Annotated in this window: 14 protein-coding genes; 8 read left to right on the top strand and 6 right to left on the bottom strand. The window is 69.2% G+C overall.

All coding sequences use genetic code 11. From position 1 onward, the window contains the following. Positions 1 to 18: 18 nt before the first annotated feature. The 6 genes from gyrB to dnaA all read right to left on the bottom strand — a co-directional run bounded on the left by gyrB (position 19) and on the right by dnaA (position 8,852). Positions 19 to 2,049 carry a DNA topoisomerase (ATP-hydrolyzing) subunit B gene (gyrB, locus tag ACZ7G1_RS18870; RefSeq protein WP_470874146.1) on the bottom strand — a complete coding sequence of 677 codons (2,031 nt, stop codon included), beginning with the start codon at positions 2,047 to 2,049 and terminating at the stop codon, positions 19 to 21. 265 nt (positions 2,050 to 2,314) lie between these two features. After that, positions 2,315 to 2,872 carry a DciA family protein gene (locus tag ACZ7G1_RS18865; protein ID WP_470874144.1) on the bottom strand — a complete coding sequence of 186 codons (558 nt, stop codon included), beginning with the start codon at positions 2,870 to 2,872 and terminating at the stop codon, positions 2,315 to 2,317. After that, on the bottom strand, positions 2,869 to 3,990 hold the full coding sequence (gene recF / locus ACZ7G1_RS18860) for a DNA replication/repair protein RecF (RefSeq protein ID WP_470874142.1): 1,122 nt from the start codon (positions 3,988 to 3,990) through the stop codon (positions 2,869 to 2,871). The genes ACZ7G1_RS18865 and recF overlap by 4 nt, the downstream gene beginning before the upstream one ends. A gap of 59 nt (positions 3,991 to 4,049) precedes the next feature. After that, the gene (gnd, locus tag ACZ7G1_RS18855; protein ID WP_056565173.1) at positions 4,050 to 4,928 is read right to left on the bottom strand and encodes a phosphogluconate dehydrogenase (NAD(+)-dependent, decarboxylating); all 879 of its coding nucleotides are present in this window, start codon (positions 4,926 to 4,928) and stop codon (positions 4,050 to 4,052) included. Between the two features lie 186 nt (positions 4,929 to 5,114). Continuing rightward, positions 5,115 to 6,245 (bottom strand): DNA polymerase III subunit beta, encoded by a 1,131-nt coding sequence (dnaN, locus tag ACZ7G1_RS18850; RefSeq protein ID WP_015034855.1) that lies wholly within the window; start codon positions 6,243 to 6,245, stop codon positions 5,115 to 5,117. 831 nt (positions 6,246 to 7,076) lie between these two features. Continuing rightward, positions 7,077 to 8,852: a chromosomal replication initiator protein DnaA gene (dnaA, locus tag ACZ7G1_RS18845; protein ID WP_470874139.1), complete on the bottom strand. Its 1,776-nt coding sequence runs from the start codon at positions 8,850 to 8,852 to the stop codon at positions 7,077 to 7,079. 396 nt (positions 8,853 to 9,248) lie between these two features. Between dnaA and rpmH the strand changes: the two genes are divergently transcribed. The 8 genes from rpmH to ACZ7G1_RS18805 all read left to right on the top strand — a co-directional run bounded on the left by rpmH (position 9,249) and on the right by ACZ7G1_RS18805 (position 15,229). Then, on the top strand, positions 9,249 to 9,386 hold the full coding sequence (rpmH, locus tag ACZ7G1_RS18840; protein WP_007265229.1) for a 50S ribosomal protein L34: 138 nt from the start codon (positions 9,249 to 9,251) through the stop codon (positions 9,384 to 9,386). 21 nt (positions 9,387 to 9,407) lie between these two features. Continuing rightward, complete coding sequence (rnpA, locus tag ACZ7G1_RS18835) at positions 9,408 to 9,779, top strand: ribonuclease P protein component (RefSeq protein WP_470874137.1); 372 nt, start codon at positions 9,408 to 9,410, stop codon at positions 9,777 to 9,779. Beyond that, a complete protein-coding gene (gene yidD / locus ACZ7G1_RS18830) occupies positions 9,776 to 10,102 on the top strand; it encodes a membrane protein insertion efficiency factor YidD (protein WP_015034858.1) in 327 nt (108 codons plus the stop codon). The genes rnpA and yidD overlap by 4 nt, the downstream gene beginning before the upstream one ends. A 3-nt stretch (positions 10,103 to 10,105) precedes the next feature. Then, entirely contained in the window at positions 10,106 to 11,425 is a 1,320-nt protein-coding gene (gene yidC, locus ACZ7G1_RS18825) for a membrane protein insertase YidC (RefSeq protein WP_470874135.1), read from the top strand. 29 nt (positions 11,426 to 11,454) lie between these two features. Next, positions 11,455 to 11,967, top strand: coding sequence for a Jag family protein (locus ACZ7G1_RS18820; RefSeq protein WP_470874133.1), 513 nt, complete (start codon positions 11,455 to 11,457; stop codon positions 11,965 to 11,967). Positions 11,968 to 12,084: 117 nt separating this feature from the next. Further along, positions 12,085 to 12,801 (top strand): 16S rRNA (guanine(527)-N(7))-methyltransferase RsmG, encoded by a 717-nt coding sequence (gene rsmG, locus ACZ7G1_RS18815; RefSeq protein ID WP_376483790.1) that lies wholly within the window; start codon positions 12,085 to 12,087, stop codon positions 12,799 to 12,801. 236 nt (positions 12,802 to 13,037) lie between these two features. Continuing rightward, positions 13,038 to 14,144: a ParA family protein gene (locus tag ACZ7G1_RS18810; RefSeq protein WP_470874130.1), complete on the top strand. Its 1,107-nt coding sequence runs from the start codon at positions 13,038 to 13,040 to the stop codon at positions 14,142 to 14,144. After that, positions 14,141 to 15,229, top strand: a complete 1,089-nt coding sequence (locus tag ACZ7G1_RS18805; protein ID WP_470874128.1) for a ParB/RepB/Spo0J family partition protein — start codon at positions 14,141 to 14,143, stop codon at positions 15,227 to 15,229. The genes ACZ7G1_RS18810 and ACZ7G1_RS18805 overlap by 4 nt, the downstream gene beginning before the upstream one ends. The last annotated feature ends 116 nt before the right edge of the window (positions 15,230 to 15,345 follow it).

Below are 15,345 nucleotides of genomic sequence, written 5' to 3'. Positions count from 1 at the left end.
CGGTCAGCTGAGACCGACTCAGATGTCGAGGAAGCGAACGTCCTTGGCGTTGCGCTGGATGAACGAGCGCCGTGCCTCGACGTCCTCGCCCATCAGCACCGAGAACAGGTCGTCGGCCTGGGCCGCGTCGTCCAGGGTGACCTGGCCGAGAACGCGGTGCTCGACGTCCATCGTGGTGACGCGCAGCTCCTCGGCGTTCATCTCGCCGAGGCCCTTGAAGCGCTGGATCGAGTCTTCCTTGATCCGCTTGCCGTTCTGCTTGCCCAGCTCGACCAGGGCGTCGCGCTCGCGGTCCGAGTACGCGTACTCGAAGTCGTCCCGACCCCACTTGATCTTGTAGAGCGGCGGGCGCGAGAGGTAGACGTGACCGGCCTCGACCAGCGGACGCATGAAGCGGAAGAGGAAGGTCAGCAGCAGGGTGTTGATGTGCTGGCCGTCGACGTCGGCGTCCGCCATCAGGATGATCTTGTGATAGCGGAGCTTCTCGATGTCGAAGTCCTCGTGCACACCGGTGCCGAAGGCGGAGATCAGCGCCTGGACCTCGGTGTTCTGCAGGATCTTGTCGACGCGGGCCTTCTCGACGTTCAGGATCTTGCCTCGGATCGGCAGGATGGCCTGGTACATCGGGTTGCGGCCGGACTTGGCCGAGCCGCCGGCGGAGTCACCCTCGACGATGAAGATCTCGCACTTGGCCGGGTCGTTCGACTGGCAGTCGGACAGCTTGCCCGGCAGCGAGGCCGACTCCAGGAGACCCTTGCGGCGGGTCAGGTCGCGCGCCTTGCGCGCGGCCACGCGCGCGGTGGCGGCCTGGATCGACTTGCGGATGATGTCCGCGGCCTCGTTCGGGTTGCGGTCGAGCCAGTCGTTGAGGTGCTCGTAGACCGCCTTCTGCACGAAGGTCTTGACCTCCGTGTTGCCCAGCTTGGTCTTGGTCTGGCCCTCGAACTGCGGCTCGCTCAGCTTGACCGAGATGATGGCCGTCAGGCCCTCGCGGATGTCGTCACCCGTGAGGTTGTCGTCCTTCTCCCGGAGCAGCTTCTTGTCGCGCGCGTACTTGTTGATCAGCGAGGTCAGCGCGGCGCGGAAGCCCTCTTCGTGCGTGCCGCCCTCGTGGGTGTGGATGATGTTGGCGAAGGAGTACACGCCCTCGCTGTAGCCGCTGTTCCACTGCATCGCGACCTCGAGGGACAGGCTCTTGTCCTTGTCCTCGGCGTCGAGGTCGATCACGGTGGGGTGGATCAGCTCGCCCTTGCGCGAGTTGAGGTACTTCACGAAGTCGACGATGCCGCCCTCGTAGTGGTACTTCACCGTGCGCGCGCTCGGCTCGGCGGTCGCCTCGGCGTCCGGGTCGTCGGCGCCGACCGTGGCCTTCGCGGACTCGCGCTCGTCGGTGAGCGTGATCGTCAGGCCCTTGTTGAGGAAGGCCATCTCCTGGAAGCGGCGCGAGAGCGTCTCGAAGGAGTACTCGGTCGTCTCGAAGATGTCCGGGTCGGCCCAGAAGGTCACCGACGTGCCGGTCTCCGACGTCTCCTCGTGCTGGGCGAGGGGGGCCGTCGGGGCGCCCATCTTGTAGTCCTGCGTCCAGCGGTGGCCGTCCGTCTTGATCTCGACGGAGACCTTGGTGGACAGGGCGTTCACGACGGACACACCGACACCGTGCAGACCGCCGGAGACGGCGTAGCCGCCGCCGCCGAACTTGCCGCCCGCGTGCAGCACGGTCAGCACGACCTCGACGGCCGGCTTGCCCTCGGAGGCCACGATGCCCACCGGGATGCCTCGGCCGTTGTCGACGACGCGTACCGCGCCGTCGGCCAGGATCGTCACGTCGATGGTGTCCGCGTGCCCGGCCAGGGCCTCGTCGACGGAGTTGTCGACGACCTCCTGCACCATGTGGTGCAGGCCGCGCTCACCGGTCGAGCCGATGTACATGCCAGGGCGCTTGCGCACGGCATCCAGGCCTTCGAGGACCTGGATGTTGCTGGCGGTGTACTGGTTGTTCTCGTTGGGGTCGCCGGAATCGGCCACGAAGCGCCCTTTCTGGCACAGCACAGGCCGTTCTCCGGGCATACGGGAGCGGCTGCGTCGTTCGACTTGTTCCGCAGGGTGGCGGGATTACTCTCCAGTCTACCGGTACCACTGACACTCATGGGGGTTTGCCGGTACCTGAGTCCGCATGTGCCGCCCTGCGCGGCACCGAGACGACTCCCCATATCCACACAGGGGCTTCAGAGGCCCCTGACGGCCACCCAGCGCTTCGAGCCGTAGCACCCCGTGGGCAACCCGTCGCCGCTCCCTCCGGGCGATCGGCACCTGACTACCCGTAGGTGTCCCCGGGCCCGACGCTCCCCGGCGCCCGCAGCGGCCCGTAGGACTTCCGCGACGCCCCGCCCGGCCCCAGGACCTTGATCATCCGCACGGTCCCGTGCCCCAGGTCCTCGTTGAGCCGGGCCACCAGCCGCGGCGCGAGGAGCCGCAGCTGCGTCGCCCAGGCCGTCGAGTCGCACTGCACCGTCAGCACCCGCGCGTCCGGCTCGTCGTCGAACCTCACCGGCACGCAGTGGTTCGCCAGGTCGTCGCCGACGATCTGCGGCCACCGGCCCATGACCCCGCCCACCGCCGCCGGCGTCTCCCAGCCGCGCTCGGTGATCAGCCGGTTGATCGCCGCGCCCAGCGCCATCGGGTCACGCCCGTCGGCGCGCGCGCCGGAGCGCAGCCCGCCCCCGCGCCGGGCCTGCTTCTTCTGCGCCGCCGCCGCGCCCCGCGCCTTCGCCTGCTCCTTGGCGGCGCGCAGCGCGACCCGCGCGAGATCCACACCCGACGGCTCGGGCACCGCGGGCCTGTCCACAGGCTGTGGGGAGTTCTGCTCGGTCATACGCGTTCCACCACCCCGCCGGCCACGGCGTACCGCGTGCCCGCGAGCACGCCCGGCACGTCGTCGTCCACCGCCGCCGTGACGAGCACCTGCTCGCCCGGCGCCACCAGCTCCGCGAGCCGCTCGCGCCGCCGCGCGTCCAGCTCGGCGAAGACGTCGTCGAGGACGAGCACCGGCTCGTTGCCCTCGGACCGCAGCAGGTCGTACGAGGCCAGCCGCAGCGCCAGCGCGTACGACCAGGACTCGCCGTGGCTCGCGTACCCCTTGGCGGGCAGGTCGCCGAGCTTGAGCAGCAGCTCGTCGCGGTGCGGTCCGACGAGCGTGACGCCCCGCTCGATCTCCTGCTTGCGGACCTCTGCCAGGGCGGCGATCAGCTGCTCGTACAGCTCCTCGCGGGTGTGCCCGCCGCCCGGCGCGGACGGCCGGTACTCCAGCAGGACCGGCCCGCCGCCGGGCGCCAGCTGCTCGTACGCCTTGTCGGCGAGCGGCTGCAGTACGCCGATGAGGTCGAGGCGCTGGGCGAGCAGCTCGGCGCCCGCCCGGGCCAGGTGCTGGTCCCAGACGTCGAGGGTCGACAGGTCCATGCCGCGGCCGCCGTGCCGCCTGGCCATCGCCGCCGACTTGAGGAGCGTGTTGCGCTGCTTGAGCACGCGCTCGTAGTCGGAGCGCACGCCCGCCATGCGCGGCGCGCGCGCCGTGATCAGCTCGTCGAGGAAGCGCCGGCGCTCGCCGGGGTCGCCCTTGATCAGCGCCAGGTCCTCGGGGGCGAACAGCACCGTCCGTACGATGCCGAGCACGTCACGGGGTCTGACCTGCGAGGACCTGTTGATACGGGCCCGGTTGGCGCGGCCCGGGTTCAGTTCGAGCTCGATCAGCTGGGAGCGCTCGCCCTGCGTGACGGCGGCCCGGATGACCGCGCGGTCCGCCCCCATCCGGACGAGCGGGGCGTCGGAGGCGACGCGATGGCTGCCGAGGGTGGCCAGATAGCCGACGGCCTCGACGAGGTTGGTCTTGCCCTGGCCGTTCGCGCCCACGAAAGCGGTGACGCCCGGGTCGAGCGGAACCTCGACCCGGGCGTACGAGCGGAAGTCGGCCAGCGAGAGATGCGTGACGTGCATGGTGGGCGCCGACCTTCTTCCCCCGGCGGCTGTGCACCGCGGGGTGCACAGCCTGTGGATTACTTCTTCGTCTCGACCGCGTGGCCGCCGAACTGGTTGCGCAGCGCGGCGATCATCTTCATCTGCGGGGAGTCGTCCTGACGCGAGGCGAACCGCGCGAACAGCGACGCGGTGATCGCCGGCAGCGGGACGGCGTTGTCGATGGCGGCCTCGACCGTCCACCGGCCCTCGCCGGAGTCCGACGCGTAGCCGCGCAGCTTGTCCAGGTGCTCGTCCTCGTCCAGCGCGTTCACCGCGAGGTCGAGCAGCCAGGAACGGATGACCGTGCCCTCCTGCCAGGAGCGGAAGACCTCGCGCACGTCGGTGACGGAGTCGACCTTCTCCAGGAGCTCCCAGCCCTCGGCGTAGGCCTGCATCATCGCGTACTCGATGCCGTTGTGGACCATCTTCGCGAAGTGGCCGGCGCCGACCTTGCCCGCGTGGACCGAGCCGAACTCGCCCTCGGGCTTGAGCGCGTCGAAGATCGGCTGGACCTTCGCCACGTCCTCGGCGGAACCGCCGTACATCAGCGCGTAGCCGTTCTCCAGGCCCCAGACGCCGCCGGAGACGCCGCAGTCGACGAAGCCGATGCCCTTGGCGGCGAGCTCCTCGGCGTGCTTCTCGTCATCGGTCCAGCGCGAGTTTCCGCCGTCCACGACGATGTCGCCGGGGGAGAGCAGTTCGGCCAGCTCGTCGATGGTGGACTGGGTCGCGGCACCGGCCGGGACCATGACCCACACGACGCGCGGACCCTTGAGCTTGCCCACAAGCTCCTCGAGGCTGTGGACATCGGCGAGGTCCGGGTTGCGGTCGTATCCGATGACGGTGTGGCCTGCGCGGCGGATGCGCTCACGCATGTTGCCGCCCATCTTGCCGAGACCGACGAGACCGAGCTCCATCAGAGATTCCTTAAGCGTCGTGTGCGGTTTACCCGGGTCCGAGCCTACGCCCGGACCCCGGCGCACACCTGTGGGGTCAGCCGCTCAGGCGATGCCCCCGCTGCCCTCGATCAGCCGGAGAGCCGCACCGGCATACCGCGCCTTCCCGGGGGACGACCCCCGGACCCCCGGCACGAACCGACCGGCTCAGCCGGAGAGCCGCACCGGCATGATCAGGTACTTGTAGGCCTCGTCCGCCTCGGCGTCGAGCGCGGGCTTGCCGCTCAGCAGCGCCGGCTTCGTGGAGGTCGTGAAGGAGAGCTGGGCGACCGGCGAGTCGATGGCGCTCAGGCCGTCGAGCAGGAAGGTCGGGTTGAAGGCGATCGAGATGTCGTCGCCCTCCAGCTGCGCGTCCACACGCTCCACAGCCTGTGCGTCGTCGCTGGAACCGGCCTCCAGGATCAGCACGCCCTGCTCGAAGCTCAGCCGGACCGGGGTGTTGCGCTCGGCCACCAGGGCCACACGCTTGACGGCCTCGACGAAGGGGGCGGTCTCGATCACCGCGACCGAGTTGAACTCGGTGGGGAAGAGCGTCCGGTACTTCGGGAGGTCGCCCTCCAGGAGCCGGGTGGTGGTGCGGCGGCCCGCGCCCTCGAAGCCGATGAGGCCCTCGCCCTTGCCGGAGCCGGAGAGCGCGAGGGTGACCGTGTCACCGCTGGTGAGCGCCTTGGCGGTGTCCAGGAGGGTCTTCGCGGGCACCAGGGCGACCGCGGAGGCGTCCGGGGACTCCGGCTTCCACAGGAACTCGCGGACCGCGAAGCGGTAGCGGTCGGTGGAGGCCAGGGTGACCGTGTCGCCCTCGATCTCGATGCGCACACCGGTGAGGACGGGCAGCGTGTCGTCACGGCCGGCGGCGATGGCCACCTGGGCGGCGGCGGAGGCGAAGACCTCGCCGGGGACGGTGCCGGTCGCGGTGGGCATCTCCGGCAGCGCCGGGTACTCCTCCACAGGCAGGGTGTGGAGGGTGAAGCGGGAGGAGCCGCAGACGACGGTCGCCCGTACACCGTCTGTGGAGATCTCCACCGGACGGTTGGGGAGGGCGCGGCAGATGTCGGCGAGCAGCCGGCCGGAGACGAGGACGGTGCCGTCCTCCTCGACCTCCGCCTCGACGGAGACCCGGGCCGAGACCTCGTAGTCGAAGCTGGAGAAGCTCAGGGCGCCGTCCTCGGCCTTCAGCAGAAGGCCCGCGAGAACGGGCGCCGGCGGACGGGCCGGGAGGCTGCGGGCCACCCAGGCCACCGCCTCGGCGAGTACGTCGCGCTCCACCCGGATCTTCACCGGAACCGCCTCCTGCTTGTTGCTGGCTCTTCGTCGACTGCGGGAACCAGTCTGACGTACGCCGCCGACACTCGTCGCTGCTCCTGGGTCAAATCGCGACGAGGGCGCGTCGGAGCTCCGGCGCCGAGTTGTGCACAGGGCCAACTTCGAAACGGATTCCTAGCTAACTCTAAGTGGGAGTAGTAGTAGGGCCTGTGGAAACCGTGGATAACGTCGTTTCCGCAGGTCAGGCCCAGTTTTTTGTCCACCGACCCTGTGGGTGGAACCCGTGGAAAACCAGGGGTTTCTGTGGACACCGGAAAGTTCTGCACACCCCATGCACAGACCAGGGGGAGTTCTCCCCAGCGCTGTCCCCAGCTTTCCCCAGGTTCCCCACAGCCCAAACGTCTCCTTCGGTGTGACCGCTTTCACTCGGCCCGGTGAGCGGGGGTGTTTTGTTGCCGAACAGTGGACAGCGGTGTGGAGAAGCTGTGGGCAACCGACCGCTCCCTGTGGGCGGGCAGTGGACAACCTCGGAGCGCCCCTGTGGACAGAAGATTCATCCACAGGCTGTGGAGATCGTTTGCCAACAATTCCACAGGGGTCTGACCTGGGGTGATGATCTGTCAACAGCTCTGCCTGTGGACACGATCCGGATAACTCAACAGTCCCCACCCTGTGGACGGGAGATCATCCCCCAATCTGTGGAGAACCCGCCACCGGAACGGAGTAATCGAACAGCCCGCGCTCGTACACAGCTGTGCACAGCGCGGCTCTGTACGAGCGCGAGACGACGAAGGGCGCCCCAGGAGGTGTCCTGGAGCGCCCTTCTGAGGCCGTGACGGCCCTGTCTCAGCCGTTCTTGATGCGGTTGGTGAGCTCGGTGACCTGGTTGTAGATGGAGCGCCGCTCCGCCATCAGGGCACGGATCTTGCGGTCCGCGTGCATCACCGTCGTGTGGTCGCGGCCACCGAACTGCGCGCCGATCTTCGGCAGCGACAGGTCCGTGAGCTCGCGGCACAGGTACATGGCGATCTGCCGGGCCGTCACCAGGACGCGGCTGCGCGAGGATCCGCAGAGGTCCTCCACCGTCAGACCGAAGTAGTCGGCGGTGGCCGCCATGATGGCGGGCGCGGTGATCTCCGGCGAGCTGTCCTCGCCGCCGGGGATCAGGTCCTTGAGGACGATCTCGGTGAGCCCCAGGTCCACCGGCTGCCGGTTGAGGCTCGCGAAGGCCGTCACCCGGATCAGCGCACCCTCCAGCTCACGGATGTTCCGCGAGATCCGGGAGGCGATGAACTCGAGCACCTCCGGCGGGGCGTTGAGCTGCTCCTGCACCGCCTTCTTGCGGAGGATCGCGATGCGCGTCTCCAGCTCCGGCGGCTGCACGTCGGTGGTGAGTCCCCACTCGAAGCGGTTGCGGAGCCGGTCCTCCAGCGTCACCAGCTGCTTGGGCGGCCGGTCGGAGGAGAGCACGATCTGCTTGTTCGCGTTGTGCAGCGTATTGAAGGTGTGGAAGAACTCCTCCTGCGTCGACTCCTTGCTCGCGAGGAACTGGATGTCGTCGACGAGCAGGATGTCCACATCGCGGTAGCGCTTGCGGAACGCGTCGCCCTTGCCGTCGCGGATCGAGTTGATGAACTCGTTGGTGAACTCCTCCGAGCTCACGTACCGCACGCGCGTGCCCGGGTAGAGGCTCCGCGCGTAGTGCCCGATCGCGTGCAGCAGGTGGGTCTTGCCGAGACCCGACTCCCCGTAGATGAAGAGCGGGTTGTACGCCTTCGCCGGCGCCTCGGCCACCGCGACCGCGGCCGCGTGCGCGAACCGGTTCGAGGAACCGATGACGAAGGTGTCGAAGAGGTACTTGGGGTTCAGCCGCGCGTGCTGCTCGCCCGGAGCGCCGGCGCCCTGGCCGGAGGAAGAGGAGACGCCGTGGCCACCGCCCCCGGGGCCGGGGACGGGACCGCCGCCCGGCCGGGGACCGGGACGCGCGCCGTGGCTCGGCGGCTCGGGCAGCTCGGCGCGCTCGGGCCGCTGCGGCTCGTAGCCCCGGGCCGGCTCGTCGTAGCGGGTCTGCCGCGACTGGTCGGGGCCGGTGTACGGAGCGCGCTCCTGGTAGCCGCCGAGCCGCGGCTGCTGCCAGGAGAGGTCCTCCTGGGTGCGCGGCCAGGCGCCGGGGTCGGGCCGCTGCTGTCCGTAGTCGGGGTAGGCGGGACGCGCGGTGGGCAGCCCGTCGTCGGGCATCGGCCGGTGACCGTAGCCGTCGTACTTCTCGTACGCGTCGGGCTGCGGGCGCTCGTCGTAGCGCGGCTGCTGGGGCTGCTGCGGCGCGGGTGCGGGCGGGGTCGGCTCGCCGACCGAGTCGTCGACGGTGATCGCGATCCGGATCGGCCGGCCGCATTCACGGCTGAGCGTCTCGCTGATCAGCGGCGCCAGCCGGCCTTCGAGGACGCGCTTGCCCCATTCGTTGGGCACCGCGAGCAGGGCCGTGTCCGCGACCAGGGCGAGCGGCTGGCAGCGCTCGATCCACTGCTTGTCCTTGGACTCGATCCCCTGCTGGCCCTCGGCGAGGAGATGCTCGAGGACCCGTGGCCACACTGCGGCAAGATCGGCAGGTACGTCAGCCACAGGGCACGCTTTCTCGCAGGTCCCACGATGGTGTGGTTCTCGGGGACAGTGGGTCGAAGTCCGTGAGGACGGGTCCGTTGAGGACAGGTGGGACAGAACGGCAAAAGATTGTGGAGACCGTCCACGGTAGTCGGGCCGCCTGACGTGGTTCAAGTTGTTGTCCACAGCCTGTGCACAATGGGGGGTGGCGACAGGTCGGTTTGACCGGATGGCGTAGCCGCGCGTACCGTAACCAGGTCGAGTTGTCGATGGCTGCTGCCGCCTGCCTCCGATGGGCAAAGATCACGGTCAGTGATCGTGTAGCGGTGCACTCGGGCGTATTGCGAGCTACTCGTGGGCGCACGGTGACAGCCAGGCGATGTCCCGCCATCTACGAATCATTTCTGGAGCCCCCGAGTGAGCAAGCGCACCTTCCAGCCGAACAACCGTCGTCGCGCCAAGACCCACGGCTTCCGCCTGCGCATGCGTACGCGTGCCGGTCGCGCCATCCTTGCGAACCGCCGTTCCAAGGGTCGCTCGGCGCTGTCCGCCTGATCCGCTTAAACAGGTCATGACGTGCTGCCTACCGAGAATCGGCTGAGGCGGCGCGAGGACTTCGCAACCGCGGTACGCCGAGGTCGCCGGGCCGGTCGCCCGCTCCTCGTCGTCCACCTACACAGCGGTGCAACGAACCCGCACGCGCCTGGGGAGAGCGCTCCCCCGTCGCGTGCGGGTTTCGTCGTGAGCAAGGCCGTAGGCGTTGCGGTCGTACGCAACAAGGTGAAGCGTCGCCTGCGCCACCTCGTTCGCGACCGGCTCGCCGAGCTGCCCCCCGGTAGCCTGGTGGTCGTACGGGCGTTGCCCGGAGCCGGCGACGCCGACCACGCACAGCTGGCCCGAGACCTGGACGCCGCTCTTCAGCGGCTGCTGGGAGGGGGCACGCGATGAAGTACCCGCTGCTGGCTCTCATCAAGCTGTACCAGTGGACGATCAGCCCGCTTCTCGGGCCCGTCTGCCGGTACTACCCGTCGTGTTCCCACTACGGATTCACGGCCATCGACCGGCATGGCGCGATCAAGGGCACGGCCCTGACCGCCTGGCGAATCCTGCGGTGCAACCCGTGGTCGCCCGGCGGTGTGGACCATGTCCCCCCGCGTAAGCGCCCCCGCTGGCACGAAATGCTGAGGAACGCGTTGCGCGGCGACAAGGGCGGGTCCACCGCCGAGACGAGCCCGGCCGCCGAGACCTCGCCCAATGCTCAAGGAGCCTGATTAGTGGACACGATTGCCAGTCTGTTCAGCTTCATCACCTGGCCCGTTTCCTGGGTCATCGTCCAGTTCCACAAGGTGTACGGGGCGATCTTCGGCCCTGACACGGGCTGGGCCTGGGGCCTGTCCATCGTGTCTCTCGTGGTGCTGATCCGCATCTGTCTGATCCCGCTGTTCGTCAAGCAGATCAAGTCGACGCGGAACATGCAGGCGCTCCAGCCGAAGATGAAGGCGATCCAGGAGCGCTACAAGAGCGACAAGCAGCGTCAGTCCGAAGAGATGATGAAGCTGTACAAGGAGACGGGTACGAACCCGCTCTCCTCGTGCCTTCCCATCCTGGCGCAGTCGCCGTTCTTCTTCGCGCTGTACCACGTGCTCTCGGCGATCGCCTCGGGCAAGGAGATCGGTGTCATCGACGGCCCGCTGCTCGCCAGCGCCCGTCAGGCCCACATCTTCGGTGCCCCGCTGGCGTCGAAGTTCACGGACTCCGCCGCCGAGGTTGCCGCTCTCGACGCCTCGCTGACCTCGGTCCGCATTGTCACCGCGGTCATGATCGTCATGATGTCGGCCTCGCAGTTCTTCACCCAGCGCCAGCTGATGATGAAGAACGTCGACCTCTCGGTGAAGACCCCGTACATGCAGCAGCAGAAGATGCTCATGTACATCTTCCCGGTGATCTTCGCCGTCATGGGCATCAACTTCCCCGTCGGTGTCCTCGTCTACTGGCTGACCACCAACGTGTGGACCATGGGCCAGCAGATGTACGTGATCAACCAGAACCCCACCCCGGGCAGCAAGGCCCAGGACGCCTACCTCCAGCGGCTCCTGAAGAGCGTCACGCACAGCGGTGAGGTCAAGGGCCGCCGGCGGAAGAACATCGTCAAGGTGATCGTCGCCAAGGGCAGCGACCGCAACGAGAACGAGCGCCGCTTCTTCGCGGGCCTCTCCAAGGCCGGCTTCGCGGCCCAGGCCGACGGCAGCGTGATCAAGAGCGACACGATCGTGGCCGAGGCCGAGGGCGGTGCCGCCGCCAAGCGTCAGCAGCCCAAGCGCCAGACCAAGTCCCAGCGCCAGGCCGCCGCCCCGCAGAGCCTGACCAAGGACACGGAAGAGGCCTCCGAGCCGGCCGCCGAAGAGGCGATCACCTCGCTCGAGAAGAAGCCCCAGGACGCGGCCGACGCCGGTGCGAAGGGCGAGGCCAAGGACGCGGCTCAGGGCGACAAGCCCGCACGTCCGAGCCGTGCCAACTCCGGAGGAACCCGTCAGGGCAAGTCCGGCCAGCGCAAGGGCCAGCAGCGGCCCAAGCACCCGTCCTCCAAGAAGTAAGCCGCCCCGAAGCAAGAAGGAGTCCATCCGTGACGGAAGGCACCACCTCCGCCGCCGCCGAGGGTGGCGACACCCTGACCCGCCTGGAGCAGGAGGGTGAGATCGCGGCCGACTACCTCGAGGGCCTGCTCGACATCGCCGATCTGGACGGCGACATCGACATGGACGTCGAGGCGGACCGCGCCGCGGTCTCGATCATCAGCGACGCCGGCGGCCGCGAGCTGCAGAAGCTGGTGGGCCGCGACGGTGAGGTTCTGGAGGCTCTCCAGGAGCTGACGCGTCTGGCCGTGCACCGGGAGACCGGTGACCGCAGCCGTCTGATGCTCGACATCGCCGGCTTCCGGGCCAAGAAGCGCGCCGAGCTCGCTGAGCTGGGCGCCAAGGCGGCGGACGAGGTGAAGTCGACGGGCCAGCCGGTCAAGCTCGACCCGATGACCCCGTTCGAGCGCAAGGTCGTGCACGACGCGATCGCCGCCGCCGGTCTGCGCAGCGAGTCCGAGGGCGAGGAGCCGCAGCGCTTCGTCGTCGTGCTCCCCGCCTGACCCCTCACGTAGTGTCGGCCCCGCCTGTTCGCAGGCGGGGCCGATCTTTGTCAGCCTGATAGTCAGCCATCACAGTGCGCTCGCACGTGAAGCGTGCGGTACGGAAGGACGGTTCCCGTGACGGAGGCAGCGGAGCTCCCCGAGGCGCCGGAGCAGGCGCGGACAGTCTTCGGTGAGTACTTCCCGGAGGCCGTGCGGTACGCGGAGCTCCTCGCGGACGCGGGTGTGAAGCGTGGCCTGATCGGCCCGCGCGAGGTCCCGCGACTCTGGGAACGCCACCTGCTGAACTGTGCCGTCCTCGCGGAGGCCGTTCCCGAGGGCGTCACCGTCTGCGATGTGGGCTCGGGCGCCGGTCTTCCCGGTATCCCGCTGGCCCTGGTCCGGCGCGATCTGAAGATCACGCTCCTGGAGCCGCTCCTTCGCCGGACGAACTTCCTCCAGGAGGTCGTCGAGCTGCTCGGCCTCGACCATGTGACCGTGGTCCGGGGTCGCGCCGAGGAGATGCTCGGCAAGATCACGCCGGTTCACGTGGTGACCGCCCGTGCGGTGGCTCCCCTCGACCGGCTCGCCGGCTGGGGCGTTCCCCTGCTGCGCCCCTACGGCGAGATGCTGGCGCTCAAGGGCGACACCGCCGAGGAGGAGATCAACGGTGCCCGCGCCGCGCTCTCCCGGCTCGGTGTGGTGGAGACCTCGGTGCTCCAGGTCGGTGAGGGGATCGTCGATCCGCTGACCACCGTCGTCCGTGTGGAGGTCGGCGAGAGCCCGGGCGGGGTGCGCTTCGCGGCGAAGCGGGCCAAGGCCGCCCGTACGAGCAAGACCCGCCGACGCCGCTGAGCGTCGCATACGCACCATTTCGGAGTGTCGAGCGGTCCTGGCCGGGCAGCAGAGGCATGGTGTTTCACGTGAAACGTCGCTCACTGCTGCAGGGGATCATCAGCCGCGGCCGCGCGGCTGCCACGCCCCGGGGCCGCAGCCCCCGCGTAAAGCCACTCGCGAGGGTTACGGAGTTGTCCACAGAGGTGGATTCACCCACAGAACCACCGACCTCGCTGGTTCACGACCCCGAAAGCATGGCAGGCTCTGCTCATCGCGAGCCTGAAGCCGAGGAGAGTGAATCCTTGCGGTCCGACGCCAACATCGCGGGACCGATGACCGATCCGGTCCCCGGTCCCCGAACCGAATCGGTGGGGGAGGATGTTTCACGTGAAACACCGCCCCCGATGGACGACACCCCCATTGGTCGTGCTGCCCAGCTGGCAGTAGAGGCCCTGGGTCGTGCCGGTGAGGGACTTCCCCGACCGGCCCAGACGCGCGTGATGGTGGTCGCCAATCAGAAGGGCGGCGTGGGCAAGACGACCACGACGGTCAACCTTGCCGCCTCCCTCGCCCTGCACGGGGCCCGGGTCCTGGTCATCGACCTGGACCCGCAGGGCAACGCGTCCACGGCGCTCGGCATCGACCATCACGCCGAGGTCCCCTCGATCTACGACGTGCTGGTCGACAGCAGGCCGCTCTCCGAAGTGGTGCAGCCGGTCCTGGAAGTGGAAGGCCTCTTCTGCGCCCCCGCCACCATCGATCTCGCCGGTGCGGAGATCGAGCTGGTGTCGCTGGTGGCCCGTGAGAGCCGGCTGCAGCGGGCCATCCAGGCCTATGAGCAGCCGCTCGACTACATCCTGATCGACTGCCCGCCCTCGCTCGGCCTGCTCACGGTCAACGCCATGGTGGCCGGCGCCGAGGTGCTGATCCCGATCCAGTGCGAGTACTACGCGCTGGAGGGGCTCGGGCAGCTCCTGCGGAACGTCGACCTGGTCCGGGGGCACCTGAACCCGGGGCTGCACGTCTCGACCATCCTGCTCACCATGTACGACGGCAGGACGAGGCTCGCCTCCCAGGTCGCCGACGAGGTGCGCACCCACTTCAGCGAGGAGGTGCTGCGGACCAGCATTCCGAGGTCCGTCCGCATCTCCGAGGCGCCGAGCTACGGCCAGACGGTCCTCACCTACGACCCGGGCTCCAGCGGCGCCCTGTCGTACCTCGAAGCGGCCCGTGAGATCGCCCTGCGGGGGGCCACCGTGCACTACGACCCCCAGCACGCCCATGGAGGGCATGCCCAGGTGGGCCACGCCCAGCTGGGGCACCAGAACAACCAGCGCAGCATGTCGGAGGGGATTCAGTGAGCGAGCGACGTAGGGGATTGGGGCGAGGACTCGGTTCGCTGATCCCCTCGGCTCCCCAGGAGCGGCAGGTGCCGGCGACCGGTGTCGGGGCGGGCGCGACCTCTCCCGGTGCCGTCCCGGTCCTGACCGGCGACCGCGGCGTGGCCGCCGCGAAGCTGGCGACGCTCCCCCAGAGCCCCCAGTCCCCGGACTCGGTGGTGTCGTGGAGCGAGCCCGAGGTGGTGGCCGCCCCGGCGGCTCCGGCCGGCGCGCACTTCGCGGAGCTGCCGCTCGACGCCATCACGCCGAACCCGCGTCAGCCCCGTGAGGTCTTCGACGAGGACGCCCTGGCAGAGCTGATCGCCTCCATCAAGGAGGTCGGTCTTCTCCAGCCCGTGGTCGTCCGCCAGGTGGGGACCGAGCGCTACGAGCTCATCATGGGCGAGCGGCGCTGGCGGGCCTGCCGTGAGGCCGGTCTGGATCGCATCCCGGCCATCGTGCGGCACACCGACGACGAGAAGCTGCTCCTGGACGCCCTCCTGGAGAACCTGCACCGGGCTCAGCTGAACCCGCTGGAAGAGGCCGCGGCCTACGACCAGCTGCTCAAGGACTTCAACTGCACCCATGACCAGCTGGCCGACCGGATCGGACGCTCGCGTCCGCAGGTCTCCAACACGCTCCGGCTGCTGCGTCTCTCGCCGCCGGTCCAGAGCCGTGTCGCCGCCGGAGTGATCTCCGCCGGTCACGCCCGCGCCCTGCTGGGCGTCGAGGACCCGGAGGCCCAGGACAAGCTGGCGTACCGGATCGTGGCCGAGGGACTCTCGGTGCGTTCCGTCGAGGAGATCGTCACGCTGATGGGCTCGGAGCCGGGCTCCCCGGTCAAGCCGAAGGGTCCCCGAGCGGGGACCCGGGTGTCGCCCGCGCTCACGGACCTCGCCTCTCGGCTCTCGGACCGCTTCGAGACCCGGGTGAAGGTGGACCTGGGGCAGAAGAAGGGCAAGATCGTCGTCGAGTTCGCCTCGATGGACGACCTGGAGCGGATCCTCTCGACCCTGGCTCCCGGCGAGGGACGGGTCATGGACCGCAAGAACGACGAGCAGGGCTGACGCCTCAGGCCCCACCGAGTCCGCTCAGGGCGGGGGGGGGGGGGGGGGGGGGGGGGGGGGGGGGGGGGGGGCGGAGGGGGGGGGGGGGGGGGGGGGGGGGGGGGGGGGGGCGGCGC

Source organism: Streptomyces sp. NPDC037273 (genome assembly GCF_055603625.1).
This window is presented reverse-complemented; position numbering and strand designations above follow the sequence as displayed.